25 protein-coding genes and 1 pseudogene are annotated in these 26,711 nt (G+C 42.4%); 8 read left to right on the top strand and 18 right to left on the bottom strand.

Going from position 1 to position 26,711, the window contains the following annotated elements; genetic code table 11:
- Positions 1 to 15: 15 nt before the first annotated feature.
- From BLCOC_RS15190 to BLCOC_RS15150, 9 genes are all read right to left on the bottom strand, one after another.
- Complete coding sequence (locus BLCOC_RS15190) at positions 16 to 1,023, bottom strand: C40 family peptidase (RefSeq protein WP_115622654.1); 1,008 nt, start codon at positions 1,021 to 1,023, stop codon at positions 16 to 18.
- A complete protein-coding gene (locus BLCOC_RS15185) occupies positions 1,020 to 3,218 on the bottom strand; it encodes a CD3337/EF1877 family mobilome membrane protein (protein ID WP_115622653.1) in 2,199 nt (732 codons plus the stop codon). Before BLCOC_RS15185 ends, BLCOC_RS15190 begins: the two co-directional genes overlap by 4 nt.
- Entirely contained in the window at positions 3,218 to 5,668 is a 2,451-nt protein-coding gene (gene tcpF, locus BLCOC_RS15180) for a conjugal transfer ATPase TcpF (RefSeq protein ID WP_115622652.1), read from the bottom strand. The genes BLCOC_RS15185 and tcpF overlap by 1 nt, the downstream gene beginning before the upstream one ends.
- Positions 5,646 to 6,044, bottom strand: a complete 399-nt coding sequence (locus BLCOC_RS15175; protein ID WP_115622651.1) for a conjugal transfer protein — start codon at positions 6,042 to 6,044, stop codon at positions 5,646 to 5,648. The genes tcpF and BLCOC_RS15175 overlap by 23 nt, the downstream gene beginning before the upstream one ends.
- A 108-nt stretch (positions 6,045 to 6,152) precedes the next feature.
- Complete coding sequence (locus BLCOC_RS15170) at positions 6,153 to 6,656, bottom strand: antirestriction protein ArdA (protein WP_002323345.1); 504 nt, start codon at positions 6,654 to 6,656, stop codon at positions 6,153 to 6,155.
- A gap of 17 nt (positions 6,657 to 6,673) precedes the next feature.
- Positions 6,674 to 7,177 (bottom strand): antirestriction protein ArdA, encoded by a 504-nt coding sequence (locus tag BLCOC_RS15165; RefSeq protein ID WP_115622650.1) that lies wholly within the window; start codon positions 7,175 to 7,177, stop codon positions 6,674 to 6,676.
- Positions 7,096 to 7,392: a conjugal transfer protein gene (locus BLCOC_RS15160; protein WP_115622649.1), complete on the bottom strand. Its 297-nt coding sequence runs from the start codon at positions 7,390 to 7,392 to the stop codon at positions 7,096 to 7,098. The genes BLCOC_RS15165 and BLCOC_RS15160 overlap by 82 nt, the downstream gene beginning before the upstream one ends.
- Positions 7,393 to 7,454: 62 nt before the next feature.
- Complete coding sequence (locus BLCOC_RS15155) at positions 7,455 to 8,234, bottom strand: pentapeptide repeat-containing protein (protein WP_115622648.1); 780 nt, start codon at positions 8,232 to 8,234, stop codon at positions 7,455 to 7,457.
- A gap of 242 nt (positions 8,235 to 8,476) precedes the next feature.
- On the bottom strand, positions 8,477 to 8,701 hold the full coding sequence (locus BLCOC_RS15150) for a hypothetical protein (RefSeq protein ID WP_032548346.1): 225 nt from the start codon (positions 8,699 to 8,701) through the stop codon (positions 8,477 to 8,479).
- Positions 8,702 to 9,047: 346 nt separating this feature from the next.
- On the opposite strand from BLCOC_RS15150, the gene tnpA reads away from it, so the two are divergent.
- The 3 genes from tnpA (at position 9,048) to tnpC (ending at position 11,552) form a co-directional block, all read left to right on the top strand.
- Positions 9,048 to 9,458 (top strand): IS66 family insertion sequence element accessory protein TnpA, encoded by a 411-nt coding sequence (gene tnpA / locus BLCOC_RS15145; protein ID WP_227225493.1) that lies wholly within the window; start codon positions 9,048 to 9,050, stop codon positions 9,456 to 9,458.
- A complete protein-coding gene (gene tnpB, locus BLCOC_RS15140) occupies positions 9,452 to 9,793 on the top strand; it encodes an IS66 family insertion sequence element accessory protein TnpB (protein WP_115622597.1) in 342 nt (113 codons plus the stop codon). The genes tnpA and tnpB overlap by 7 nt, the downstream gene beginning before the upstream one ends.
- Before the next feature lie 142 nt (positions 9,794 to 9,935).
- Positions 9,936 to 11,552 (top strand): IS66 family transposase, encoded by a 1,617-nt coding sequence (gene tnpC, locus BLCOC_RS15135; RefSeq protein ID WP_115622596.1) that lies wholly within the window; start codon positions 9,936 to 9,938, stop codon positions 11,550 to 11,552.
- Between the two features lies 1 nt (position 11,553).
- Here the strand turns inward: tnpC and BLCOC_RS15130 are convergent, their stop codons facing one another.
- Positions 11,554 to 12,663, bottom strand: a complete 1,110-nt coding sequence (locus tag BLCOC_RS15130) for a group II intron reverse transcriptase (RefSeq protein WP_465221582.1) — start codon at positions 12,661 to 12,663, stop codon at positions 11,554 to 11,556.
- A gap of 224 nt (positions 12,664 to 12,887) precedes the next feature.
- Here BLCOC_RS15130 and BLCOC_RS15125 point away from each other — a divergent pair, with 224 nt between their 5' ends.
- Genes BLCOC_RS15125 through BLCOC_RS15115 form a run of 3 tightly spaced genes read left to right on the top strand, consistent with a single transcriptional unit; the run spans position 12,888 to position 16,090 of the window.
- On the top strand, positions 12,888 to 14,123 hold the full coding sequence (locus BLCOC_RS15125; protein WP_115622647.1) for a site-specific integrase: 1,236 nt from the start codon (positions 12,888 to 12,890) through the stop codon (positions 14,121 to 14,123).
- Entirely contained in the window at positions 14,116 to 15,099 is a 984-nt protein-coding gene (locus tag BLCOC_RS15120; RefSeq protein ID WP_115622646.1) for a tyrosine-type recombinase/integrase, read from the top strand. The genes BLCOC_RS15125 and BLCOC_RS15120 overlap by 8 nt, the downstream gene beginning before the upstream one ends.
- On the top strand, positions 15,080 to 16,090 hold the full coding sequence (locus BLCOC_RS15115) for a tyrosine-type recombinase/integrase (RefSeq protein WP_115622645.1): 1,011 nt from the start codon (positions 15,080 to 15,082) through the stop codon (positions 16,088 to 16,090). Before BLCOC_RS15120 ends, BLCOC_RS15115 begins: the two co-directional genes overlap by 20 nt.
- A gap of 109 nt (positions 16,091 to 16,199) precedes the next feature.
- On the opposite strand, the pseudogene BLCOC_RS15110 reads toward BLCOC_RS15115, so the two are convergent.
- From BLCOC_RS15110 to BLCOC_RS15070, 8 genes and pseudogenes are all read right to left on the bottom strand, one after another.
- Positions 16,200 to 16,922 (bottom strand): annotated as a pseudogene (locus BLCOC_RS15110) (reverse transcriptase domain-containing protein); the annotation flags it as partial.
- A gap of 741 nt (positions 16,923 to 17,663) precedes the next feature.
- Positions 17,664 to 17,798 (bottom strand): DUF3789 domain-containing protein, encoded by a 135-nt coding sequence (locus BLCOC_RS15105; RefSeq protein WP_009243011.1) that lies wholly within the window; start codon positions 17,796 to 17,798, stop codon positions 17,664 to 17,666.
- Positions 17,799 to 17,809: 11 nt separating this feature from the next.
- On the bottom strand, positions 17,810 to 19,006 hold the full coding sequence (gene mobT / locus BLCOC_RS15100) for a MobT family relaxase (RefSeq protein WP_115622644.1): 1,197 nt from the start codon (positions 19,004 to 19,006) through the stop codon (positions 17,810 to 17,812).
- A 182-nt stretch (positions 19,007 to 19,188) separates the two neighbouring features.
- Positions 19,189 to 20,583, bottom strand: coding sequence for an FtsK/SpoIIIE domain-containing protein (locus BLCOC_RS15095; RefSeq protein ID WP_115622643.1), 1,395 nt, complete (start codon positions 20,581 to 20,583; stop codon positions 19,189 to 19,191).
- Between the two features lie 93 nt (positions 20,584 to 20,676).
- Positions 20,677 to 21,114, bottom strand: a complete 438-nt coding sequence (locus BLCOC_RS15090; protein WP_021404736.1) for a hypothetical protein — start codon at positions 21,112 to 21,114, stop codon at positions 20,677 to 20,679.
- Positions 21,115 to 21,214: 100 nt separating this feature from the next.
- Positions 21,215 to 21,598, bottom strand: a complete 384-nt coding sequence (locus BLCOC_RS15085; protein WP_115622642.1) for a YdcP family protein — start codon at positions 21,596 to 21,598, stop codon at positions 21,215 to 21,217.
- A gap of 15 nt (positions 21,599 to 21,613) precedes the next feature.
- Positions 21,614 to 21,940: a YdcP family protein gene (locus BLCOC_RS15080; protein WP_115622641.1), complete on the bottom strand. Its 327-nt coding sequence runs from the start codon at positions 21,938 to 21,940 to the stop codon at positions 21,614 to 21,616.
- Between the two features lie 238 nt (positions 21,941 to 22,178).
- Positions 22,179 to 25,223, bottom strand: coding sequence for an SrtB-anchored collagen-binding adhesin (locus tag BLCOC_RS15070; RefSeq protein ID WP_115622639.1), 3,045 nt, complete (start codon positions 25,221 to 25,223; stop codon positions 22,179 to 22,181).
- A 553-nt stretch (positions 25,224 to 25,776) separates the two neighbouring features.
- Here BLCOC_RS15070 and BLCOC_RS15065 point away from each other — a divergent pair.
- Complete coding sequence (locus tag BLCOC_RS15065) at positions 25,777 to 26,199, top strand: pyridoxamine 5'-phosphate oxidase family protein (protein ID WP_161626214.1); 423 nt, start codon at positions 25,777 to 25,779, stop codon at positions 26,197 to 26,199.
- A gap of 17 nt (positions 26,200 to 26,216) precedes the next feature.
- The gene (locus BLCOC_RS15060; protein ID WP_115622637.1) at positions 26,217 to 26,459 is read left to right on the top strand and encodes a glycine zipper domain-containing protein; all 243 of its coding nucleotides are present in this window, start codon (positions 26,217 to 26,219) and stop codon (positions 26,457 to 26,459) included.
- Positions 26,460 to 26,711 lie beyond the last annotated feature (252 nt).

Genomic DNA, 26,711 nt, shown 5'->3' with positions numbered 1-26,711 from the left:
TTTTCTAAGTCCTTTCTATTGTTTTACTCGTCCTGCACCGATTAAGTGCTGTTGCCAGTAACTACTATTTAAGTTTGCATATCCTATCGGGTCGCCTGCGTGGTACATCTGTGTCGGCGAAACAAGAATACCGACGTGTGTTACATACGAACCAGCGTTATAGGTGGAATGGAAAAATACCAAGTCCCCAGCCTTTGCCTGCGAAAGTGGAAGATGTTGGGTTGCGTCATACTGTGCCTGTGCCGTTCTCGGTAAGGAGATACCAGCTTTTCCATAGCACCATTGCACAAGTCCGCTACAATCAAAGGAAGTATTTGGGTTACTGCCACCATACACATACTTCCAGCCTTGATATTTCAACGCTTCATTCATTACCTTTTGTGCCAGTTCTCCCGATACCTGCGAAACTGCTAAATACTGATTGACTAATTCGACGTAAAATTGATTGCCGTAGCTGTACCGCCAGCCCCCGTTCTTCGCAACAGCTATCGGGTTGGTGTAGGTTACTTTTTTTCCATCCGATTTCTCACGGGCGAAGCTCTCTGCAAGATTGTAGGTATGTTTCTTTCCTTTTCCTGCCACATATCCCACATAGCCACCGCCATAGTTATAGGACTGTATCGCTACATTCAAATCGTCGATACCTTGATTTTTGCAGGAAGAAAGCAGGGACGCAAAATGTTTACACCCCTGCTTGATTGAGCTTTCTGTATCTAAAGAGTTAGGCGGTAAACCAAGACTTTCCGAACTCTGCATAACATCTACTGCCGTACCGCCACTTTCTACTTGAATGATAGCCAACAATACATTGACATACTCGGAAATACCGTATTCTTTGGCGTATTTTTCCACCATAGGCTGATGTTTCAAGACTTCTGCGGATAGGTTCATACCCGTAATGCCAGAAGAAAAATTGCTGTTCTCATCGTCGCTGTCCGCACTAATGAGGACACCAAAGAAAAGCACCAGAGAAAAGAGGATAGGAAACAGACTGCCAATAAGAGCGATATGTTTCAGTTTCATTTTTTCTTCTGTCCTTTCTTCGTTACAAGATTACGGCTTTTCTCTATGGTCTGTTGGTTCTTCTGGACGCTATGGGTCTGCTGAACCTTTTTCCTGCGGTCTTTGGTGTAATTCTGGCGTGTTTCCTGCAATACTACTTTTTCTACATTCTGCCTATGTACTTGCTGTGTAAGCTGGGTTGCTTTTCTATCAGAAGCACCAGAAGATAGCGGACGCTCTTTGATAACGCTTGTCTTGACTGGCTCGCTTGCTTTTGAAGTGGTCGCTGTGGCAGGGCGTTTGATTTCCTGCGTTTTTTCTGTACTCGGCTTTGGAATGGTTGAAGCTATGGCTGGTCGCTCATGGGGACGGGTAGCTCCCGTTGTCGCTGATCCGTCAGCCTTTCGCTGTGCCTGCCTTGCTTCTTGTGCCTTTTGAAGCTCCATACGCTTGTCAGCGATATTTTGTCTATGCTGTTCCTGTCTTTCCAATCGTCCCGTCTGTCTGGACTGCTGTTCCTGCACCATGCCACGCTTGAAGTCAGACACGCTGGACTTTGCCTTTTCCTTTGCGGAATACACCGCATAAGCGGTCTGTGTCGGTATATCCTTTATGTTTTCTTTGACAGCATTTGCCTTGTCTTTCACTTTATTTTTCGTATCTAAGACAGCCCCCACCTTTGAACCTGCACGCTGTCCCATGCTGGAAGTGGTATTGCCCCGATTTTCTTTAGAAGCCGTATTTTTTCTTTCGGCTCTCTTGCCAGCAACGGCACTTCCAGCCACCGCACCAGCAACACCGCCAGCAGTAACCGCACCAGCAAGCCGTCTTTCCATACGCCTAGCCCTATGTGCCAAGTATAGATATGGTCTGCGGAAAATTCTTCGCCCCATGCTTTGACTGTCGTTAGCGTTCAAAGAGAACATACTCATTAAATCGCCCAGCTTCATATAAATACCAGCAAAACATACTATCTGCAAGAACGCTACCATAAAGAACGGATAGTCCGTGGAGATGTTATAAAACATACTGGAAATGCTGAACGCCACCGTTACAATGAGCGTTATTCCTGCCCTTGTCATTATGGTATTAAACACCCTTACGATTGCCTGCTTTGCCATGCTTTCATAGCTAGGTATCATAGAGAGCAGGAAACTAATAGGTAGGAACATAGCGAAGATAATAAAAAGTATCTGGCTAAATAACATCATACCCGTAAGCAAGAATACAAATATCGTGATACCCAAGTTGAAGAACAAGAGGAAGAACACCATACCCAAACGATTTACCACCTGCGGTATTGTCAGATTGTTGTTGTCGTTGTCCTCGATTTCTGTTTTCACGACTTCCTCTCTGGTCTTTCCGTCCTCGTCCTCTGGGCTTGCCGATACGAGAGCTTCGACACGGTCTGTCCCGATTTCCTCTGCGTTACTGTTACCAAATTGAAGCAAGAGCCACGGCTGTTGTACTTGAATAGAAAATAAGCTGTTCCGTATCAAGTCCACGCTGTCCTTACCCTCACTGTCAGAGTTGGGGAGCATGATTTTTGTTCCCAAGTCCAAAGAAGCGGTACTGATGTCTGATGAAAATTCATTTATCTTCTTAATGTAGTCGGGAGCATAGGCAATAAATGAAGCGGACAGCACGAACACCACCACAAAGTTGATAACAGCGTGAAGTGCCTTGCTGGTTTCCCGTTTGATAAGTCCCGTATAAGCAACATAAAGTCCCACCACCAAGATAATGAGAAGCAGAAAGCCAACATAGAAGCCAGAGCTGGAAAAGCCGTTTGAAGTAACGCCTGCAAGGGTCTGTATGCTCTTTCCGATACTGTCTGCCATATCGTTAATAAAATCAAGTTTATAGGCTTCCTGCACCACATAGCCCGTTGCATTACTTAAATAAAGGCTTATCGTCCAGACAAAGTTGGTAATACAGTAAAGTCCATACTGCACCGATTTTCCGATACCGTCCAGCCAGTTCCACGGAAGCCACGACCAGCTATTATCTACATAAAAATCAAGTTGGTAGTTGGAAAGGGGATATTTTGAGTAAAGATTTTCTGCGTTTATGGTATCGTCCACAAGCCCCGTCGCATGAGCCACCGTCCCCAGAAGTGAAAGCAGGATAAGGGAGAGTGCCACCACGAACAGAGTTCTTTTGAAAACGTGGAACATCTTCTTTTTTGTGAACGCACCGTTTATCCTTTCTTTCATCACTCCACCTCATTTCTCTGTACGGGCGGTCTGGTATCAAAAGCGTGTAGCAATTCTTCAAAGACGGGGTGTATCTGTACTACACCGACACGCCCGTATAAGTCCTGCAATAAACATTGTCCGTTCTCCAAATCACGCAAGCGTTTCTGGTTGTTCTCGTCGTCCTTGTCAATACCGAAAAACTCTAAGGTATGCTTTATCTCGTTGATGTCCGTGCTTCTAAATGCAAACTTCAATCCGATATTATTTTTCAGACTTTCCTTTGACACGTCGCCAGAAGATTGTGTAACAAAATAAACGCCTGCCTGCATAGCACGTCCAGCACGAACCAGCTTATTTGATAAAGTTTCGCCTTGTGCCACGTTTAAGAACGCCCACGCTTCGTCCAAATCGACAATCTTAAAAATGCTTCTGTCCAAATGGATAAAATCAAGGGCAAAGGTACTAATCACAATCAGCATAGACACCGACAATAATTCAATGGTCGTGTATTCCTCAAAGGTCGTGTCCTTATCTGGTAATACTAAGTCCGCTACTTGAATGATATTGAGCTGGTTATCCAGACTGATAGCATTTTCCACCGTACCGTCTGAAAACAGCAGATGTGCAAAATCGTAGTCCGTGAAACTGTCGATATGGTCTGCGATATTTCTTGATATGGGTGTATCTTCACGGCGTAGCTCGTCTATCACATGGAGCAAGCCCCGACGGTCGCTCTGGGTAACGGAGCGAACCGCCTTACGAAGTACGGGGAATTTTTCGCCGTCCCTAGAGGAAATACCCGTAAGGAATGTTAAGATGTCGATTGCCAGACTTTCAGCGTCTTTTACATTCTTCATAATCACAAATGGGTCAAGAAGTCCTGCATTGTCCTTGTCGCTGGTAAGGTTTACGATATTGATTTCATGGGCGATTTCTGAAAGCGTTTCTTTCCAGTTGCCTCTCTCGGCTTTGGGGTCTAAAATGACTGCTTGACCGCCAAACAGCACCGCATAATATACCAGAAGATTGTTACAGAACGATTTTCCACCGCCAAGCGAACCGACAAAAGCAGAAGCTAAAGCGTTGGTAACTGTGCCTTTCACACCTTGACTGGCAAGGGACGGTTGCAGGTACACATTTCTTCCCGTATCAACGGAATAGCCCATATAGATACCTGTGTTTTCTCCTAACTGCTGGGTCGCTCCAAAGCCAAGCCCAGCTAAAAAATCTGATTTTACATACTGCACATAATCATTGATATATCGCTTACTGGCAGGAAGAAATTCAGAATGAAGCCCCAGCATATCCCCAGCAGGACGCACCAGTTTTACATTGAGGTCGTCGTAAAAGTCTTTGACTTCATCACAACGGCGTTTCAGCTCGTCAAGATCGGGTGCAGACACCCGTATGACGTAGCTTAACTTATACATACTTTCTTTGCTCTGGTCTAAGTCTGTTTCCAGCTCGTCCACGCTGTCTAAAGCGTCCACCACATTTGAGCTGGTTTCACTTCCTGCTTGATAGGCGTGATTATCCAAATCTTTCAGTTCCTTTTTCTTATTGCGGACGGTTGTTAATGCTTTTCGGTTCTCCACGATTTCTACATTCATAGAAGTATCAACGGGGAATGTGAATTGCTGTTGCTGGAAATAGAAGATTTCAGACGACGGAAAATCAAGCTCCCCTACAATCGCATTGACGGTAAAATAGGACACATAGCTTTCCTTGTCCTCATCTTCCAATCGCAAATACCGCTGGCTTTCCTCAATCACACACCTTGTCGGACGGATAAGGTCGTAGTATTTTATCAGCGTTTCTTTCTGCAATTTCTTCTTTGGTAGCTGGTACTCATAATCTTCATAGGCGACACCGTCCCTGCCGTAAAGATGTTCCATGAGATACCCAAAATCATGGATTTCCAAGCGACGCACCTTAAAGCGACGGGAGATTTTATTTTCCAGTAACTTTTCCATTTTCATGTAACGGTTGATTTCATCATTTGGCATGGAAACAAAGTCGTTCATCAGCGTGTGGTTCACTTCATGGAGAAATTCTGTGAACGTCAGCCATGCCGATTTTTTGATGTTCTTCAGATTGAGCTGTTCTTCCGTAACCATGAGCTTAAAGCCAAGAAAAAAGCGGTAGTCCACTTGATTGTCCCCAATCATAGATACTAACGCTTCGGTCTGTTCGTCTATTTTCTGGACTGCCACCTCACGAAGTTTTCCCGTAACCAGCTTTTTTGACTGTTCCTGCATACTTCTAATTGAGCTTTCTGTGGCAATCTGCAACGCATGAATTTTACCCTCACGGGACTGTGCGATAAGCTGTCGGAAACTGTCATGCACGATAAATTTCTGCTCTGCGGATAAGAAAGAATAATTATACGGTATCAGCTCATAGTAAGCGAACACCTCATTGTCCTTGTTCCAGACAAGGTTGTTGTCAATATATTTTATCGGGAACATAGTTCACACTCCTTACTGCCGTGATTGTTTCATTCAATATCTGCTTATGCAGTTTTACGGCTTTTCCTGTATAAGTGATTTTAGGTCGCAGGGCATAAGTTATCTGTGATTTCAAAAAGCTGTACGGCTTCTTTCCGTCAAAGGTTTTCTGCGACATAAACCAAGTGAGAGCAACGGGAATACCGAAGTATTTGAGAAATGCTCCCTCAATCATGGAAAGTGGGGGTATATCCCCAAACAGAATGATGAGAAATTCTGTAATCACAAACCATGTAATCTGTGTAAAGGTAACGGGAAAGGGCAAGTTAAAGTCATTGATTGCATACAAGACTTTTTCCACGTTCCAGATACCCGTATAAGATTTAATCTTTTTCAAGTTCTTTCAGCTCCTTTCAAAATAGAAAAGGACAGCCATTTTCAGACTGTCCCTTAAAAGAGAAATACGCTGTCAGTAGCAACAATGCTTGTTGCTGATCTTCCAGCGTTAATATGGTATCTCGCACATACCTCGGCTTGTTTCAATGAAGCAACCGCCCATATCCAAATCTCGCCCGTAGGCTTCATAGTCAATATAGTTCTGTAAGCTGGGTGGAATATCCCCAAGTGCCTGCAATTCGTCTATGTAGTAGTAGGCAACATCTGTCATGGTTTCACAGTCGGGATAATAGTAAATATCGTCTTTGTGTTCCACGACTTCTTCCAGCGTCCCGTAGTGGCTGATAAATTCGTCCAGACACTCTACGATATAGTCGGGAAGCTCCTCTATCATTTCATACATCTCATTGAGTTCTTCAATGGAAACATACTCGCCAATCGCAATAGGGAAGTTATCGGTATCATGGATTGCGTATTCCTCGTACTGTTCATTCAAGCCGATTTTTTCTTTTACATCTTCCTCGTCAATGGGAAATGTGAACCAAGCCCCCACTAAATAGCCCTCGTTGTATTTGCCAAGATTAGCAATATAAACCGCCATATCATCAATCATAAGCACCACCTCATTTCCTACTCTGGCAGTTCAAAGACACTGTGTTCCGTTACAAGATAGCGTCTGTTTTCCAGCAAGTGAGAAGCATAGGCTTCAAAGTCAAAGTAGTATGCTTGACAATCCTCGGATAAATGTTTGAATGTCGGGTCGTTCATCAGCTTTTGCCTTGCAACATCTATCATGCTTTTACAGTCGTGATAAACGGTAATCACGTTCCTGCAAATATAAAGTGCTTCTAAGTTCTCAAACACGGTAAGAAGTGCTACATATTCTTCCTGCATATCACTTGAAAGCTGGCGGTACATAAAATCTAATTCGTTAAGCTGATACACGCTGGTATGTTCGTGGACTTCATCAGCAAAAGGCAACACCTTTTCGATAATACGATAATTCCCACTTTCTGCACCGATACCTAACTTTTCTTCAAACTCGGCAACATCTATCGGCAAGTCGAACCAGTATGATATTGTTTCTTCGCCAGTTGTTCCTCTCGTTTCCACCAGTACCCTTGTTTCCTGCATTGTTCCTCACGTCCTTTCTGTTGTTTTATCACATCTTTTATGGTCTGGTACGACATACCAAACACATACTTTGAAAAATCTTCTAACTGTCTTTCTTCATAGTTGGCAGGGTTCAGTCGTTTCATTTCATGCCACACCTTACGCTTGTAAGAGGGCAGGTCGGAAATGTATTCACAACCGACGTTTACCTGCATATCCTTAAAAATATCGTTCATTTCATCACTCCAATCTGAAATTTTAGGCAAGAAAAAAGCAGTCAATCCTAAGACTAACTGCTTTAGTTGATACTATTCGCTTTTTTTATATATGGTATAAAATAACTAAGAGATGAAAAATCTTTATCAATAGATAATGTTGCCAAATGTAAACCTTGAGCAACTTCGCTTTCAGTGAAATTATCTAACAAGCGGATAATACTTACTTTATTGAAAGACATCTGTTTGGCTTGTGCCAAAAGTTTTGTTTGACGTTCTCTTTGTAGACGCTTTCGTTCTTGTTTAGGCAATAATTTTTCTGCCCTTTTTTGAGCATTACTTAAATGTCCCTTTTTCTTTTGAAAAATTGTTCCAGAAGCTATAATGTAAGGATTTGTCTTGCTTTCCTCTATAACTTCTAAAAGCTGAGGAGTAAGGAACAGTTTCAAACTAGAATTAGTTATGTTTGTTAATATATCCTTATCTTGTATTCCTTTTGCACTTTTTAGACTAGTATTGACAAGATATACATTTTGAAAAGTTGCATTTTGAAAATGCGTATTGGATAAATTGCAATTCTCAAAAATTACATTTTCAAAATGAGCCCCTTTAAATCTGCAACCACGGAAATTAACACTTTTAAATTCAATAAAACTAAATTTGCAACCATTAAACCCACAATATTTCATAGTAGCTTTGTAAAAACTGTTTCCGTAAAATATTGAATTGGTAAAACGTGTATTATATGAATTACTATAACTAAAATCTTTGTAAGAAAAATTTTTATTTTTTCTTTCAGTACAGTTATAACTAAAAAATTTGTTATATTTCTTAACTTTTTTGTTTCTCTTTTTTCTTCTCATTGCATAGCCCCACACAGCAGAGAGGTTACTACTTTCGTATTCATAACTTTTATACAAATCATCATAAGAAAACTTATCACGGTTGCCAAATCACTAATCTTACTCATAATAACACTCACCTCGCTATATTGATAGAATTTTAGCCCTCATTCCGTCCGTAGACCTCATATCAACTCAACCTCTCAGTTGAGTGGGGCAGGGCAATAATAATTGTACCATATTCCAGTAATTATTTAAAGTACTTATGCTCCGATAATCTTATTGAACAGCTCTAATAGTACATCTTTCACACCACCGGCATTGAATACCAAGCCGACAGCAATCAAGGCAACTACCAAAAAGCCGATAAGTTTGGAAAACTCACGCTTGAACCCTAAGTAGATACCGATAACCACAATCGCCATAAGCACTAAGCTCTGTGCGTTTGATAAAAACCATTGATATATGGATAGGTAAGTTCCTGATATTATAAATATCTCAAACTTTTCCCCCCATTCACACGGAGCGTGCGACTTTCACCGCACTCCGCGTTCCATCGTGTTTATATTGAAAAGTATTTATGTAGTAGACCTATATCAAGTTTAATTCTTGATTGCCAGCTAATACTCTATATTTATTTAGTCTTATGAGCTGGACTTTATTTAGTTTCAATAGAGCTATATATTTTTGTATTGTTTCTTCTGTTTTTGCGTGTATTAGACGATGTACCGTAAGCGCCAAATATTCCTGCGGATTTTCTATTTTCCTGGTTTCCTCTATAATTGTAGATGAAAGATATTTAGACTATTTCACTACAATTACGGAGGATAGGTTATGACAACTACTCGCAAAGCCCGTGTTCCGATGGCGGAACAGATCCGGCTTATCAATGAATGCCGCCAAAGCGGCATGACAGATGCTGACTGGTGTCGTGAAAACGATATCGCAGTAAGCACTTTTTATAACTGGGTCAGCCGCTGCAGAAAAGCAGCAGCGGATCAGATCCCGGCACCGAATTATGGTCATTGTGGGATCGCGCATTCAAAACAGGATGTGGTTCCCATTGACATTGTTTCGGATCACCTTCCAGAACAGCATATAGCATCGCAGATGCACCAAACGAACCTTGACAATTCACATACGATTGAAGTGTCCATGAATAATGTAACAATCCGCATCAGCAATGATGCCGATCCTGCCCTGCTCACCAGGACACTCCGCCTGATCCGGGAGACCTCATGTTAGGTGATATCTCCGGCCTCGAAAAAATCTACATTGTCTGCGGCTATACCGATATGCGCAAATCGATCGATGGTCTCTGTGCCATTATCGAAGACCAGCTTAAGATGGATCCGACATCCAGTGCGCTCTTCCTGTTCTGTGGAAGAAGACGGGACAGGATCAAAGCTCTGTTCCATGAACCGGATGGTTTTGTCCTGGTCTATAAACGGTTGTCTATCCGGGGCGGGTATCAATGGCCAAGGAAGCAGTCGGAAGTCCGGAATCTTTCCTGGAGGGAGTTCGACTGGCTAATGTCAGGAATTGATATCGACCAGCCAAAAGCACTCAAAGCAGAGTAAAAAAGCATCTGGATCCTGGTAAAAATCCTGCACAGAAAAATGTCAGGTTTCCTTATAAATTCAGCGTTTTTCAGTACTTGTTTTCCTTTAGGAATGGCTGTGTTTCTGGTATAATAAAGGTGTTAAATTCAAGGAGAAAACGATGGCTTCCAGTGCAAAAGACATCCAGCTGCGAGAGCTGAAGGATACCATAACACAACTGAAAACAATGATCTCTGAGCAGACGGAATTGATCAGATCTCTCCGTCTTGTTATTGATGAAAAAACCAGCCATGAAAAAGCCCTTCAGGAACAGGTGGACTATCTTACCAAAAAGCTTTTCGGTTCTTCCAGCGAAAGAAGGACCGATGACATTCCGGGACAACAGCACCTTTTTGATGAAGCGGAAGTGGAACAAGATCTTTCCCTGTTGGAAGAAGAGACTGTGATCCGGGAGCATACCCGCAAGAAGAAATCAACCCATGAGGATCTTTTTAAAGGCCTGAAGGTTGAAAAAGTAGTCATTCCTCTTCCGGAAGAAGATCAGGTCTGCCCGGTCTGTGGTACGCAGATGGTTCTGATCGGTGAAGAGTATGTCCGCCGTGAGCTGGAATTCATTCCGGCAACATGTAAAGTGATCGAATACTACAGCCAGAGTTATGGATGTCCGTGCTGTAAGGAAGGATTGGGAGACACAGAAAAACCTGTGATCGTAAAGTCTCAGGTTCCGCAGGCCCTGGTAGGAAAAGGCCCAGCGACCGCATCCACCGTTGCATGGACGATGTATCAGAAATACGCCAATGGACTTCCCCTTTACCGTCAGGAGAAAGACTGGAGACAGTATGGTGCCCAGTTCAGCAGGACGACACTGGCCAACTGGATTATCTATTGCTCCAGGAATTACTTTCAGCCAATGTATGATTACTTCCACAGGGAACTGCTGAAGCGCAGTTTTGCAATGGCAGATGAGACTAGAGTCCAGGTATTGAAGGAAGAAGATCGCCGGGCACAGACGCAATCCTTCATGTGGCTGTTCCGCAGCGGCGAAGATGGTCTTTCCGCCATTATCTTATATGGCTATTCTCCAACCAGGAGTGGCAGCTATGCAAAGGAGTTTCTGGAAGGCTATCACGGATATCTGGAAACGGATGGTTACCAGGGCTACAACAGCCTGCCGGATATCAAACGATGTTCCTGTTGGGCACACATCCGCCGGTACTTTATCGACGCCGTTCCCAAAGGGAAACAGTATGATTACAGCCAGCCAGCAGTACAGGGAGTCCAGTACTGTAACCGCCTGTTTGCCATAGAAGATTCCATTAACAAAAAATATCCCGGTGATTATGAAAAACGTAAGCAGCTGCGTCTCGAGAAGGAAAAACCTGTTCTGGAGGCTTTCTGGTCGTGGATTGAGCAGCAAAAGCCAGTCCGAAATACCCGCATGGATAAAGCGGTGAATTATGTCCTTAACCGGCGGGAAACAGCGGAGACCTATCTGGAGGATGGTCGCTGTAGTTTCACAAACAATCTCAGCGAGAACGCGATCCGTCCGTTTGCAGTTGGCCGTAAAAACTGGCTGTTCAGTGATTCTGTAGAAGGAGCCAATGCCAGTGCTGTAGTCTATACAATGGTTGAAATGGCAAAGGCACACGCCCTGAACATTTACGAATATCTGAAATTTCTACTGGATCATCGTCCAACGAAGGAGATGACTGATGCTCAGCTCGCAGAGCTTGCACCCTGGAGTGAAAAACTCCAATCTATCAAAAATCGCATGTGAATTATAGTGAATTACTCCAACTCGCAAAGGGCTGGGGTAATTTTATATCTGACCGCATTATTATTTGGCGGTTACGATGTACCGCCTCTTTTACCAAAATAAGATTTTTATAATCGTCATTACCACCAGCCCTAGTTGGTACAATATGATGACAGTGTATTTCATTAGCTTGTTGAAATTCTTCCAGAGTTATAGCACATTTTCCATGTTGGGCAGAAAATAGCGAAATTCGATTGTCTACGTATTCTATTGTGCGATTTTCCAAAGATAATTTCATCAACTGATACATCAGTAATTTATCAACACTTAGATTGGTATGGATAAATTTTCTTCCCTCTGGAGTATAGCAGTTTGCTGAATACACTTTTGCCATTGGTTTTCTGTGTTGGATATATCCAACAGGGAATATAGGTTCGCCCTCGCCAGCAACATATCGAAGCATTTTAGATTTACCATATCTTGTTGCTTCTTTTGTTGTAAGTTGTCTGCCTGTTTTTCTCAATCTGCCCTTTTTGCTTGCACCTAATCTGTTAGTGAAGATAGCCATTACAGCTCTATTAAGTTTCATACAATCCAGATTTACATTTGTTGCAATCTGATAATAATTTTGCATACCTAATACCATTGAATTATAAAGTCTTATTTCCTCTAATTCTGTTTTTCCCTTTGAGGGAGAAGCAATTTTCTTTGCCTGTGATACCAGCTTGTCTTTTTGGGTCTTGAATTGTTTATCACTTATATGTGATTTAACAACTAACTTCTTTCTTCTCGGTATCATTTTAATCTTGAAACCAAGAAAGTCGGAGTATCTTTTTCTAACATTTACAATTCTTGTTTTTTCTTGTGATACTTCCAATTTTAGTCGTTGCTCGATCCATTGAGTAATTGCTATTTTGGTTTTTTCAGCACTTTCTTTGTAGCGACAGAAAACTCTAAAATCATCTGCATAACGAACCATATACATTTCCTTTAACTTTGTTTTCTTCATTTCTTTGTAAGCGTTGCTTTTACATGGGCTACCGCTTTTATTGATATGAACCACATAGTTTTTTGTAACAGGATTTTCCTGCCATTGACTTTCTACCCAATGGTCTAACTCATTAAGAACAATGTTGGCTAGTAGTGGGGATATAATTCCCCCTTATGCGGACACTTTCATTATGCTGAGTCGGCCAGCATAAATGCACTGTTTCCGGCATTTTCGTATAAATCACTCCGCATAATACTGCTTTCAACCTTTTAGTATGCAGGATAAATCCGTTCACTATAAGACTGATAATCGATTGGCTTTTTTGCTATGCTCTACCTATCAACTAACAGGAAGGAGAAGCAGCCATGACAATACAAGAGATCACGGACGGATTAAAAAATCTTTTGTTAGACAACCACTATAATCCAGTTACCGTCCAGTTTTATGAACGTGAATGGAAGAAGATCCAATCGTTTCTGCTGACAGAATACGGAGATGAAGTCTTCGATATGGAACGGGGGCTGGCTTATCTGGAAAAACAGTATGGATTCCAGACCAGATATAATGACGGAACCCTTTCACAGCAGCGGGTACAGATCCTGAGAGTCGTACATATGCTGGAAGATTACCGTCTCCACCAGGTACTGACCCGGAGATACTATGCCTCGAAAAATCCGATCCGGCTGAATCCGTATTACGCTGGTATTCATACTGGCTATTGCAATGCGCTTTTAAATTCAGGGCTCTCGAAAAGCACGATCGGTCATTATACGTCAATCTCTATGGTATTTATGGATTACCTTTCACAAAAAGGAATACGATCAGTCAGTGCTGTCTGTCTGGATACCTGCAATGGATATCTCAGGACATTAGCTGGATACAGTTTTAAAACAGTGGAGCAGAATGTCTGTGCGATACGCCACTTCCTCCGCTATCTCCAGGGAACTGGAATGGTTTCCGCAGACCTGGCTTCAGAGATACATATGCCAACGGTATCCAAAAAGTCAAAGATACCATCTGTCTGGACAACAGAGGAACTGCAGGAGTTGCTGCATGCAGTTGACCGTTCCAGTCCGATCGGGAAAAGAGATTACGCCATGATCCTGCTGGCATGTATTCTTGGGCTGAGGGTCAGCGATATCAAAAATCTCCGGTTTGGCAACTTCGACTGGAGCAATAAAAAACTCTCCATTATCCAGCATAAAACACATAAGCCGCTTTCCCTCCCTATACCGGATGCAGTAGGCTGGGCGGTCATTGATTATATTAAAAACGGACGTCCGAAGTATTATGATACGGATGTGGTTTTTGTAAAGCATATGCCGCCTTTTGACCCGCTTTCGGATAACGATCATCTGGAAAACCGGATTATCTTCCATATGCGCAAAGCAGGCATCCGCAGGGATAAGGACCGTCATTCGGGATTCCACTCCCTGCGTCACTGTGCAGGTTCCATGCTTCTGGAGATGGAAACACCACTCCCCGTTATTACTTCGATCATGGGCCATTCCGATACAGATGTAACAGGCATCTACCTGAAGACGGATCTGAAAAAGCTTTCGGAGTGTGTCCTGACTCCACCGGTGAACGCCTATGGGTGATTCGGGATTCAACAGCGTTTTCCGGGATGAATTCTGTGGACTGATCACTTTAAAACAGTCCCTGGGATTCAAATATGAAGCAGAGACTGCCGCATTCCGCAGGATCGATACGTTTTTCTGCCAACATCAGCTTACTGAAAAGAGGATTTCCCAGGATCTCTGTGATCATTGGTGTCAGAAACGCAGCTACGAAAGTGCAGCGAATCATGCCCACAGGATCAGCAGCCTCCGTGTATTCTGCAAATATCTCAACAGCGTGGGGATACCTGCATATATACCTCCTCATGGACTGACAAGGCATCCGGAGAAATATGACGCACATATCTACACCCCGGACGAGCTGGAACGCTTTTTTACTGCGGTTGATGCCAGCCAGTCTGTACCATCCGAGTGCCCCTACCGGGCCCTTGTCATGCCGGTGTTTTTTCGGATCCTTTATACAAGTGGAATGAGGGTATCCGAGCTGCGACTGGCAAAGATCCAGGACGTAGACCTCGCAAATGGCTATATCCGGGTCCTTTCGGGAAAAAACCAGAAGGACCGGCTCGTACCGATCCATCCGGATCTTGTTTCCAGATGTGTGGAACTGAAGGATCAGATCCACAGCAGCTCACCGGAGGATGAATTCTTTTTTCTGGTGCGGCCCGGGCGTGAAATGACACTGCAGAACCTGTACCATAACTTCCGGCGGTATCTGGACAAAGCTAGGATCTCTCATACAGGACGTGGTCCCCGCATCCATGACTTCCGGCATACTTACTGTGTGAACCTTCTCTTAAAGTGGTCAAAAGAAGGGAAAGACCTGCTGGCGTATCTTCCTTACATGCGTACCATGCTTGGGCACGAAAGTTTTGAAGAGACCGCTTATTATCTGAAACTGACGTCTGCAGCATTCCCGTTTGTTCGAGAACATCTGGAAGCGGCCTTTCCGGATATCATCCAGGAGGTGGCGTTCTATGAACACGAATTCTACTGATTTTGCCCAACTGGTCACAGGGTTCCTGACAGATTTCCTGCCGTTGCAGAGAAACTATTCCAGGAATACGGTTCTCAGCTATAAAGATGCCTTAAAGCTGTTTGCTGTTTTTCTGACCGAATACAAAAAGATCCGGCTTACAGATTTCACTATGCAAAGCTTTGACCGCGTTCTCATCATAGAGTATCTTGAATGGCTGAGAAACAGGGGATGCAGTGTTTCCACAGCGAATCAACGGCTGGCAGCTATCAAATCTTTTTCTGAGTATGCTGGTGTGCGGTGTTTGGAATACCTTGCGCCACTGCAGCTTGTGCAGGGAATCAAATCCCAAAAAGCCGCAATGCGTGAGATTGCTTTCCTGTCACCTGATCAGATCCGGGAGTTGATCAACTATCCGGATATCAATACGGAAAATGGACTGCGTCACCGGGTGATCCTGACACTTCTTTATGACAGCGGGTGTCGTGTGCAGGAACTCTGTGATATGGCGATCCGGGATATCCAGACTGGGGACAATCCCACAGTGCGTCTCCATGGTAAAGGGAATAAATACCGTACAGTAGCGATTGCCCGTAATACAGCAAAACTGGTTTCTGAATACATCAAACGACAGCGAAGGAATATTTCAACCGATCAGCCTTTGGTTGTCAACCAGAGACAGGCAAAGTTGAGCCGTGACGGAGTCAACTATATCATTCGGAAGTATGTACATGAAATCCGGAGTAAGGATCAATCTTTTCCAGAAATCCATGCACACGGTTTCCGGCACAGCAAAGCAATGCACATGTTGGAAGCCGGGATCAACATCGTTTACATCCGGGACTTCCTTGGCCATGAGGATATTTCCACCACAATGGTCTATATCAGGGCAGACAACCGTTTGAAAACAGAAGCAGTCAATAAACTTGCTCCGAAAGTAACCGGTGAAGCAGAATTCCCGGATTGGACGAAAGATACGGATCTCATGTCATTCCTGAATTCATTTAAGTGACGTATTATGCTGAGTCAAAAAGGTATAAATGCTGTTACTATGCGGTGTTTTGCCACTGACTCGGCATAATCACTCGCTTCGCATAAGGTTCGTTATGTGGAGATCCACATAACGAACCCTGTGGAGTTCCTTTCTCTGGATATGTTATTGTGCCGTCAGGCATTTTAATTGGAGCTTTTAATATCCTTTTTAAAATGAATATCAAGTGCTTGTCCCGTATTCCCATAGCCCATATCTGTTTTATCAGTTTGGAATGGTTCACGTTGTCAAAGAAGCCCTTAATATCAAATTCAATCACATAATGTAGCTGGCTGATTTGTAGGCGGTTATAGGTTGCTTTTATTGCATTTTCAACCGACCTATTAGGTCTGAAACCGTAGCTGTTTTCACTAAATTTAGCTTCGCAGATTGGTTCTAATACTTGTTTGATACATTGTTGTATAAGCCTGTCCCACATACAAGGAATGCCTAGAGGTCTGGTTTTCCCATTTGGTTTTGGTATTTCTTTTCGCCTTACTGGCTTAGGTCGATACCCGTGCGGAGTGCCTGCGACAATATATCTTACCTTTTTGACAACTGTTTCTGCTGGCAATTTGCCAATATCTTTAATTATTGTACCGTCTGTTCCTGCTGTCTTACTGCCTGCATTTGCTTTGATATTTCGATATGCCAGTAATATATTTTCTCTCGATAGGATAATATCCATAAGATGAGTGAAAATATCTCCATTCTTACTTTTGGCATATAAATCATCAAAGGTGTTTTGCATTTCGTAATATTCAGCGTGTCTTAAATCTTCTACACACAATGTTTCATTTTTATTTTTAGGCATAAGGCTTCACTCCTTTGCTTGAAATTGAGTGAGCTTTTTTATCTTACTCGTAATCCTTATTAAAACAACATAATACTTTTCTAATATATACACGACTTGAGGGTATTCCTCCATTCTCATTACAAGAATTTCTTAGGTTCGCCCTCTGCTTTTCAGCATTGGTTCAACTGCTTATTGTTCTTCGTCAGCTTATTCTCTTGATGAGAACCCAATACCTTTCCTCGTTCCGATAATCTTATCTATACATATATATCCTTAGGTCACTAGCTATAAGCCTGCTGGCTTGATACCGCCTGTAACGGTATATGGCATTTCATAACCTATATTCTTACTTTGCCACACCAGCTACGATTTCTCGTACCTTTGCATTTCTACCAAGTACAAATTTAGACCCGTACATTCGCTGTTTCGTCAGTCCCTTGTGGAACATTCTAACCATAGATATTTTATAGACCCCCGACCTGTTGGATACGCTACCCACCTCTGGATAGTTTTCGATAGAAGATATATGTTCATCAACTATTACGGTATCTTTCAGCCGTCTTTACCGAGCTTCAAACATTCTGAGTTTCCTCATTCAATGCTTGTCGGAGGCTCAGGGCAGGCGTTTCAGAGCGTTACTTCATCATTCCACCTGTCAGATTATCAGTTCTCCTAATAATCAAACTTTTTCGTTCTTTTATTAGTGCCTTAGCTTTTCACTAAGGAACGAGTCGCACACAAATTTTGTCCGAAATTCATTTAATTGTCCTCGCTTTCTTTTAATTGTTTCATTTCATAGTCAGCTTCTTTGCCGACATTCAAAATACACATCAAGACTACACCGATACCCATTCCCATAGATACCAGCAGGAAATCTTTTAATAATACCCACATTTTTATCACTCCTAACTTTCTACTAAATCTTTTGCAGGGGTCGTCTGCTGTTTGATTATCATTTCATGCTTTTCTGTGAGCTTTGCCTGCTGTTCGATTGTTTCCATGTAATCTGTACCATTTCCCTTATCAATCTTTTTCAGCATTTTCAAGGTCGGTGCTACCTGCCTTTGTACCCAACGCAATGTACGGTCTAAGGTGTAAGGCTCTGGCTTTGTCGTCAGCTTCAAGCTCTGTCTGTTATCGCCGATAAACCAAGCCCAGCGGTCATTGAGTTTCCAGTCATTTTTTCGCTTGTCTGGTTCTTCATCAACAAACCGCACATACTGGTTGATGATAGAAAAGGCGGTCTGCTCTGCGTCATAATAGGTCAGCAAATCTCGTACTGCATAATAGGCACGTTCATTTCTAAGCCGTATCTCAAAACGGTTGATAATGTCGGCTTCTTCCAGAGGTGTCCCTAACTTGACATACTGCTCATAGTCCTTTTCATAGATACAGAAATACACATCTGATTTCAGCGAACCAAGATAAAGGGTTCGTCCCATATATTCTCTGTCATCCTCTCTGTGCTTAATAAGCTCGCCTGACTGATAAAACTTATAACTTCTGGACTTTCCGATATATTCCCGTTTCCTGCATTTTTCCGCAAGCTCTGGAATATCCAAAATGCCCGTATGGTCGTTGATAGCAAGGTCGATACGCTTCATCACGCCACCGTCTACGAGTGCGTCCATGAGGAAGTCATACCAGCTTCTTTGCTGTGCCAGCAGGTAACTTTCAAACTGCCTGCAACCACGCCCCTTTAACTCTAAAAGGACACCTTTTTCTTCGTCAGCCGACGTATAAATAAAGATGTCCCCTAGAGAGTAATGCTCCGTATAGCTGTAACGTCCGTAATCTTCATGGAGCATATAATTGATATTCAGTTTTAATATATCTTTGATGATGTGCTGTATATCCAGCGTGGGAAAACGAATTTTCACATAATCAAACAACATGGTAAGCGGTGCTTCTGGATTGAACCTTTCCAGTTCCTTATGCAGAGTATTAAGAAGTTCCTTTGACGGCTTCATTTTTCCGCTTTCTATCTTGTTGAGATATTCCCTTGTGATACCCGAAGCCACCGCCAGCCTGCCTTGTGAGATACCGTAAGCAATCCGTTTCTCCCGTAATTCTTTTATCCATTGTTCTTCATTCAGAACCATACCCCCAATCTGTGAAGTGTGAAGTTTTTTAATGCGACTTCACAGCCGATTTTTGCAAGGAAATCATGCCAGAAGCCTTATGTTTCCTATGTTTTTCGTCTATTGTCTATTTGCAAACGTACCCCTCTGTTAGATACCGAGGGGTTTTACCTGCTGGCGTGGCTTCGCCACACCAGCAACGGCTAGTCCGTGCCGTCGCCTTTCGCTTCGCACGTCGCCGTCCCGTCCTGCCTTGCTTGTGCAAGAGAGCCGATAGTCTGCAAAAAATCATGTCCTTTCGGGACTAAAGGCGTGTAAAATTCGCTTATCACGCTTGTTCCCACATCACAATAGCCACGCCCCTTGATACGTTTCTGGAAAAACTGCTTTTTCACATCTGAACCAAAAAGCATACCGTAACCTAATTCGCTGATACGCCCAAGTCCCACACGGAAATTGAAGTTATCTCTGATACCGTCCGAGAAATACTTTGCGTCTGGACGCTGGCAGGCAACGATAAGGAAATAACCTGCTTGTCGTCCTAACATAACGATTTTCTTTAACTGGCTAAGTAAGCCCACGCTTTCTTTCGTCCCCAGCATTTCAAAAAATGCCACATATTCATCAAAGATAAGAAAGCAGGGTGGCAGTCCCAGATAGGCATAGTTTTCGCCCGTCTTATAGTTCGGGTGTCGCTTCATTTCCTCACTTCGCTGTACCATGCCCTCATAAAAGGCATGGACGCAATCAATCATTTCTTCTTTGGTGTGATACACATTTTCCATAACTGTCCCTAAGTCTGCAAGGTCAGCGTTCTTCGGGTCTAAGATATAAAGGATAGCGTTGGTATGCAGTAAGGCTTCAATGAGTGTCAGCAGAAAATAGGTTTTACCGCCACCAGTCCCACCAGCAATCAAAGCGTGAGGGAGTGCGTCATATTCCCAGACAAGATTTTTCATCAGTCTAAGACAGCCGTTCTCTGCCCGTACTTCATCAATGGTAATGCGGTTCGCTATCATATCATAAAGCAGGGTATATTCGATATAGCCGTCATGCAGGGTCTTGTCGGTCAGCTCACAATACAAGCCACTTTCCAATTTATCCTCTAACCGTAAAAGCTGGTCTTGATATTTCCCCAGCGTAATTTCACAGCGGATATGAAGCAGTCCCTTTTCCATTTGATAATAAATCTTTGGAAACCAGACTATTTTTTCCCTTGATCTGCTTTGCAGGTCAGTAAAAAAAATGCTGTCTTGTACGGTATCAGCTTCATACCACTTGTTTTCCAGTATCATTCGTGCCAGCTTTTGACGGTGCAGTAGCTTTTTGAAACTGTCGTAACAGAAGCGGTAATACAGAAAAGCGACCAATGCACAAACACCAGTCGCTATCAGTATGGTTATGAAGTTGTAAAGGGAAAGCGTAAAGCCATTGTCTAATAAGCTGAAATGTTCCCAGTCGGTACGCATGAGCTGTTTTGTATTTAATAGCAGGATAACCGCTACGAACACAAACAGGAGTGTCCCCATTGAAAAGCGATAGACAAGGTGCTTATCGCTGGCTCTGATACGGTGTCCTTTGTTTAAAATCATTCTCATAAATCAATCACTCCTTTCTGGGTATGAAAAAAGCAGTCAATCGTATAGACTAACTGCTTTGTGTGCATGGATATGAAGTTGTCAAACTGGAATTTAACGTTCACTCATATATTGTTTTATTTCATCAGAAGTCAATTTTCGTACTTCTGTATGTGAATATTCTTTATACTCTCCAACATTAAACACAGGTGTCATTTGTTTGCATTTCTTGTCTTTATTCTTTTTCAAGAATAGATGTAAATCCTCATTCCCGGCGAATATTTTATAAGATACTCTGCCTTTACTGTTCTCTATCTCATAAATACCACATGAACTTTTCGTTGTATAATCGGCTGTTCGTAAATAAAGTTTTGCAATTTCCAATGACTTAAAAGGAAAATTCCATCTTTGTAATCCTCTGTTTGGGTCATGTTCAATACAAATGCAACGTCCACAAGTTCCACAAATATATTGAGTGTGGTTTTCTAAGCAGTCCAAGGGATTTAGTAATGGTGTTATTCTATTTTCATCAGAGTAACATTCTTCACACATTTTTCTTTTCGCTCCTTATCAATTCTAATTTGTCGCTTTCTTCATACCCATATTATAACAGTTCCGTATATCCTCTACAACGAAAATCTATTCAGCAAGTCTATTTTTTCGGTTGTCCCTGCGGTGTATGGTTCTGTGAAGTGCCTGTGTTCTGATTGCCTTTATTCTTCAGTACAATATCTTCTGCCTTTACATACCAGTCCACATCTGCACCCGTATAGGTTTTTCGTGATACCGTATCGGCTACGGGATTGACAAGCTCCACGACTGCATTGTAAGGAAATTCCCTTAACGGTACTTCTGACGGTACGGACACGGGGATAATTCCACCATGCAGACTGCACTTCAAATCATAGATACGCTTTTTAAGCTGGGTACTCGGTGTCCCGTCCTCATTTTGCAAGAACACATCACGCACCGCTGTAAATTTTAATTCTCCAAATGTTTTCTCTTTGTCAATGACAAATCCATTTGATAATCTCATAAATTCTTCACTCCTTTACTTTTCTTCAACTGCTACAATATCATCAGCTACTAATACATAATCGGTATGTCCCACATCCCCGATTGCGTACCCTCTGCCGTATAACTTCGGATTGACAAGTTTTACTTTCTGTTCATACTTGAAATGCTTTTCGCCAGCCTGCACGGGAATTTCCACCACAACATTTTCGCCTTTCTGTACGTCAGAATAAAGGTTATAGCTTCGTCTGGCTATGACCCTGCGGTTGTTTTTATCCCTTTCAAAGATAGGCTCGCTTTCGCCTGCAAATTCAAGAGTTCCAAAAGACTGTGCCATATCTGGCACGACATATTTCATTTCCATATTGTTTTACCTCGTTTCTTTCTATTTTTGATAAGTTAATTGATTGTGATTTCTTATTCTGGCGGTTGGGGAAGTACCAGCAATCCCCCAGATAGTAAAGGGTAAAGTCAATGCTTACGCACCCTTGACTATCCGTGTTCTTGCAGGTTGTAGGCAGACAAGCCAGAATAAGCAGAAGTCTGCCGTTTGACAGCTTCGGCGGAGAGCGTGATTTTTCTTTCATCATACCGTTACCGCCTTATGATTTCTTCATTTTACGGCGTTTGTAAAGATATGTTCCAGCTAATCCACCAGCAGACACAAGCAACATCACGACAAATGCCATTACATTTGTACTGTCGCCCGTTTTGGGACTGTCGCTAGGTCTGTTAGGCTTTTCTGGTGTCGGTGGTGTTTCGGGTTTTTCTGGTTCTTCTGGCTTTTCCTTAAAGGTAATCGTCTGTCCCTTATCCTCAATATCCTTATGCTCGGTAACTTTCTTCGGTTCGTCTGGATTGCTAAAATCGTACAATTCTTCAAAAGTTACAAGCTGTTTGCCGTCAAGAGAAGTAGCGTCAAACGTAAAAGCAACTTCCACTTTCATAGTTTCGCTGTCAGCAGTAAAGGTGTAATCACTTTCCACACGCTTTCCATTGATAAGAAGTTCTGCATTTTCTTCTTTCAACATCTGCCAGCCCACAAGTTTGTACTGTGTACCGACTTCTAAGCTCTCTAAGGTTACGGTATCAATGATTGTTACCTTTTTTCCTGCTTCAAGCTCTTTGTTGCCGTCCTTATCGGTAGCGGTAGTATGTATCTTGATGATACGCTCTGTGATAAGTACCGTCTGCCAGTCGTCCTCAATGTCTTTGTGTTCTGCAACTTTTACGGGTTCGTCTGGATTGCTGAAATCATACAATTCTTCAAAGGTAACAAGGTTCTTGCCACCTAAAGCAGACGCATTTAATGTATAGGAAATTTCCACTTTCATTTCTTCATCATCAGCGACAAAGGTATAATCGTTTTCTACACGTTTCCCGTCAATGATAAGCTCGGCGTTTTCTTCCTTTAACATCTGCCAGCCTTTTAACTGATACTTTGTGCCTTTTGTAAGTCCGTCTAATTTGACAGTATCAACGATTGTTACCTCTTTTCCTGCAAGGATAGTCTTTTCGCCGTCCTTGCTGGTCGCTGTGGTATGGATAGAGATTTCTTTTTCGTATTCATCAGTCAGCGTTCCCAAATCAATCACAAGGTTATTTCTTGATACCACGATTTCAAAAGGTGGGATAAGTTCAAAGCCTTTGTTACTATCAGAGCGTAATTCTTCAATGATGTAGGTATCATAAGGTAATGCACCCTTGCTGTCGTCTGGTTCAGAAGTCCCAAACCACACACCGTCCTCACTGGTCTTGCCTGCGTTAGTATTATGCTTGTGAGAAGCCCATTCAGCAGAAGTGGAGAACTGCCCGTTATCATCAGTTACCACAACATGCTTTTCGCCCGTCGTCTTGCTTGTGATCCTAAAGGGAACATCAGCAAGACGTTTGTGTGTACCTGCACCGATTTTCACGCCCTCAATATCTCCACGCTTAATCTGATTATAGATAGAATGGGCTTTGTCGGTTAAGTCCACGATTTTTCCATTTTCTGTGATTGCAAAATCAATCGGCTTCGCACCGTCTGTTAAGTAACCGTCGGGAGCTTCACTCTCAACGATACGGAAATTTCCATAAGGTAAAAGGTCAGCAGAAGTAGAAGCGACACCCTCAATATCGGTACGGATTGTCTTTACCACTTCATTTTTCTTGTATCGCTTTCCCTCAACCAATACTGCATTATCATTTAAGGAAATGATGTCAAAGGCAGTATCTTTCAAAGTGGCACTTCCTTGTGGTTTGGTATCGCTCGTTTCTAAATCTCTTTTCTGAATTTTCACACCGCCACGGATAACCTTGTCTGATACGGAAAACTGGTTACTTCCCGTCAATACAGCAAGGTCGCCGTCCTCTGTAATTTGTGTAAGGTATAAGCCTTTTATCTGTTCGGACTTATCGCCAGCCTGCATATATGCACCGTCCAGCAAGTAGCCGTTTGGAGCTTTTGTTTCCTCAACAGATAGTGTTCCTAAAGGAAGAACCGCTTTGCCGTCCTGCATATAGAAGCTGTCGCCAGATACCTTGTAAGCGTCCGCTAATTTTGTGATGTAGTGAGTTGTCCCGTCGCTGTCTGTTTCAGCGATTGTCTTCGTAACCCATGTACGAGTAGCTTCGGCAGGGAGATTGTCTTTGTTATAGAAGCCAGCATAATACTTCCATGTAAATTCTGCACCTGCTAGAGAAGCGTTTCCCTGCGGATTGTCTTTCTGTGTTTCCATATCAATCTTGAAAAGCTTAATCAAAGTGTCTGTTACTTTCGGTGTATCTGATACTTTCAAGGTTGCTGTTTCGCCAGCTTTGATTGTCAATGGATAAACTGTTTTATCCACTTTATATCCTGCTGGTGCGGATAATTCCTTGATATAGACTGTGCCTGCTTTTACCTCTGCAACATCTGTATTTCCGTTTTCATCAGTCGTAAGGGTGGCAAGCTGTTTTGTGCAGTACTTATCAGCAAATACACCGTAAGTTGCACCAGCGATTGAGTAATTCCAGTTACCGTCTGTAATGCTGGCATTACTGGAAGTCTTTTGCAGTTTTGCATTTCCGACATTCAGCTTCTCCCAGAATTGTCCCAATTCCTGCCCCTCGCCAGAGTAGATATAACCGCCACATTCATAGCGTCCTTTATTTTCTTTGACAAAGGCTTTCGCACCAGAGAAAACTTCGTCCTGCGTAGCCTTTGGAATTTCATCATAAGAAGCTCGCACGTTATCACATTGCCAGCCAAGATGTACGCTCAATCTCTGCCAGACAACGCATTGTTCCAACAGATAAACTTGCTTGTAGTTCAGTTCCTTGTGAGCTTCGCCATACTGTTTGATATATTCTAAGGATAACGCCACATCTGAAATCTGGTCGGCACTCATGCGTGAGCTTGCGTCAGCTCTGGTCTTGTAACCATTCTTGAAATCTGTATTGATGTCAATACAATAGGCAGTTTCGCCCTCGACTTTCATCATGCCCTCATTGAATGTAGAACCGATAGAACCGTCATTCATCACTTTTTCAATGATACCGACACGCTCTGCACTTTCCGTCCAGTATTGCTTGCTTTCAGCATGAACGGTTGTAGTTGGTAAAGCAGTAACGACAGTTGCAAGAGCTAAGAAGCCCGTACACAATCGTTTTAACATCTTTTTCATAAATCTAATGCTCCTTTCATTTTGAGTAATAAAATAGCCGTCCAATAAGAACGGCTAGAAATAGAAAAGGAACGTCATGTTATGCGTTCCATAGTCTATGAAATATTCAATTTTTTGTTGTTTTAATACTGATGTGCTGTACTATATCTTTGCATATCTAGGAAAACTTGCGTATCAAGGCTCATTCAATGGTAGTAAATAAGTAGTAAATTGATGTATTTGTTTCCTTGAAAATGCTGATAGATACTGTGTTTTAGTGGATAATCAGATTTTTATTGTGTTTTTATATAAAAAAACCAAACATTTACAAAATATCTCAGACTTTTTGTGTTATAATGAGTCTATGTTTTTCTGAATAATTCAAACCTCCATATCGAATGCTATTTCATTGTTTGTGTCATATTGTTCAAGAAAAATATGTGTAGGAATGATATTATGATCTCATAGCAGCTGCGGGGGAAAATCCTAACCAAGAATGGAGAGGCTGGCTATAGGCGGGCACAAGAAAAAGGAGGACTTCCCTGCAGGAAAATTTTACCGACGGAGGTTGTGTATGGAAGTTAATTTAAAAAAATTAGAACGTGTTTTGAGTACAGCAGAAGTGATCTATCTATCAACAAGTAAAAATGACATAGTTTCATCAAGGCCGGTAAGCCCTTTAAATATAGGGCTTCGTTTATATGTGAGGACATCAGGAACCGCCAGAAAAGCGGAGGAAATGCTTCATAATCCCAATATTGCAGTCTGTGTGGGAAATTTTTATTTTACAGGGAAAGCGAGGTCCTTAGGCTCTGTATCCGATGAGCGGAATGCGGAGATCAAAGCCTCTTATATATTGCGCTATCCGGATTCCTTTGGCAGTGAGGATGAATTTATAAAAAGTGATGAGGTATTCTTTGAATTATCTATCGAGAATGTATCTGAATGGATCTACGAAGATAATAACCCCATTGGTCTGGCAGAGCAGAAGCTCTAAAGAAGGGGAGTAAATGAATGAAAGACTTTTTATTTGCAGCGCTGCCATTTCTGATCATTGGGGTATGCGTGGCTATCATCATGGTTCACTATAAGACAAAAGACAGCGAGAAAAAAGAAAACCATTTAGTTGAGGGCATGTGCATTGGCATGTGCCTGGGCGTTGCGGTTTCAACTGTGCTGCACATAAATATTGGTTTGGGGATCAGTTTGGGCATGCTGATAGGAAAGACGGTAGGTGTTTATGTCAAAAAAGAATAGGGTGTTATTGTGCTCATTAGACTGAATCCTCTGCTTAGAGTGATCGCTGATGCAGATGGATTCCTTAATGCTTTTATGGAATCGGGTTTACAGGTTTCCTGTAATACGTTAGAAGGTCAAATTTCAATATATTGGTACATCGGCACCGTTTTATCTTTTATGATTTATGGTGTCATTTTGGATTGTTTTAAATGGGGAATGAAATATTTGCGCAGCCACAGGAAATGATCATTAGCAAAATGGAAAGGGGAA

Source organism: Blautia coccoides (genome assembly GCF_034355335.1).
GTDB lineage: Bacteria > Bacillota > Clostridia > Lachnospirales > Lachnospiraceae > Blautia > Blautia producta.
Note: the sequence above shows the minus strand (reverse complement) of the source record. Positions and strands in the feature narration are given on the sequence as shown.